Annotated in this window: 1 protein-coding gene; it reads right to left on the bottom strand. The window is 45.6% G+C overall.

Going from position 1 to position 1,732, the window contains the following annotated elements:
- Positions 1 to 216: 216 nt before the first annotated feature.
- Positions 217 to 1,732: CHAT domain-containing protein (locus QUA58_RS11875; RefSeq protein ID WP_333249610.1), on the bottom strand; the 1,516-nt coding region annotated here is incomplete at its 5' end.

Below are 1,732 nucleotides of genomic sequence, written 5' to 3'. Positions count from 1 at the left end.
TAGTCTACCCGGACAGGGCAGACTTGATTACCTCTTCTATTCTACATTCCCCCCTGACAATTAATCCACCCTGCCTACTCCCCCTTAAGAAGGGGGGATAAGAGTCTTATCAAAGTCAACCCCTACTCCCCTTCTTAAGGGGGATTTAGGGGGATCGAGATATGTGCAACTTCACATTAAATTGGTATTACGATTGCTTTGTTCCTCGCAATGACATTACCAAGGACTCCCAATCATCGTAAATCCCGCCCAATAATAAGGATGGGAGAAGTTTTCATTAGTCAGTTTAGCTAATTCTGGTGGCAATTCTAACTCCTTATTTAAGTTTGACGAAATTAAACGGCCATTTTCAATGCGAACTTGACCTTTGATCATAGCAATTTGAGCCTGCCGCAAAGCTTCGGCTTTAATCGGCGCGACTTTTAAGTGATGGTAAAATTCAGCCATTAACCCTAAAGTACCTTCATCGCTGACGTACCAAAGACTCGCCAAAACTGACTTCACCCCTGCTTGCACAGCTAACCCCGCAAAACCTAATTCGGTGTCATTATCACCCACAGCAGTTTTACAAGCGCTCAACACCAATAACTCAACTTTAGGTGGATCATTCCAGCCTAGTTCGCGCACGCGATCGAGTGTTAACCTGCTATCTGATAACTGAATATAAGAATTGCTCGGTGCTCCTGACTTAAATTCTCCGTGAGTGGCGAGGTGAATAATCCGAAAGGCTTGGGCGGTGCGTTGCGACCTAAGATTGTTGAGAGTAAAGGTTTGGTTGAGGAAGGATTGGCCTTTCCATTCGGAGGCAATAGCATTAAGTTCTGCAGGCACTGCTGGCAAGGGTTGGTTATTGGTAAATTGTGAGGCTCCCATTGCTAAAACTTCAGCATTTTTAACACTTTCATAGCTAGTATCGGTTAAGTTGACGCTGGGAATGAGTCCGATGCTGTACTTTTCTACTAGAAATTGAGAACCGTCATGGAGGGCGGCTAAGGGGAGCGATCGCAACCCCGCATCCATACTAAAAACTAGCGTATCGATGCCCTGAGCTTTCAACTCAGCTTCCAAGGGGGCAATCATCCACTGGTAAAGTTGTTGGGATGCTGGCAAATAGCTCTGAGTATTGAGGTTTCTGGGATTAAGGAGTTCCGACCTGAAGTTAGCAACGACTTGCATCAAAGTTTCGCGCTTAGCTGTGGGGATGGCTTTATGAATTGGGATGCCTGTAGGGGGAACGATGATCAGGTCTAATTGTTCAGGGCGGGATAAAGTGTAAATAATGGCTGGTTTTTTACCAGTTTGGCTGGCCATCGCTCTAGTTACTTCCTGTATAGCTGCAAAAGATTGCAAGTCCCGCCCGATTTCCTGGTTGACGTATGACCCCACTTGTTCGGTATAGGAGATATCTATAAAGACACTGGCTTGAGGGATATCGCCTTTATCTACCAGCCGTGTGAGATCGCTGGGGCTAACTATATTTAGAGACGATGCCGTTTGGACAACTTCGCTTTCCCAATCGGATCTGTAGTTAAAAAGAGATTCAATTCTATTAATGCTATTCAGGTTGTCAGATTGGACGATCGCATTAGTAATTGAGATATCCGGTAAGGGAAAGGCGGCACCAAGAGACGGAGATAAAGTTGGTGTCGGAGTAGATAATGGCATCGGGGCTAGCATTTCAGGCGCAATGGAGGGCACAAGCAATATCGGAGACGGTATTGCTTGTGGAATT

The organism is Microcoleus sp. N9_A1 (assembly GCF_036701795.1).
GTDB lineage: Bacteria > Cyanobacteriota > Cyanobacteriia > Cyanobacteriales > Microcoleaceae > Microcoleus.
The sequence above is the reverse complement of the archived record's forward strand: the minus strand, read 5'-3'. Positions and strand labels throughout refer to the sequence as shown.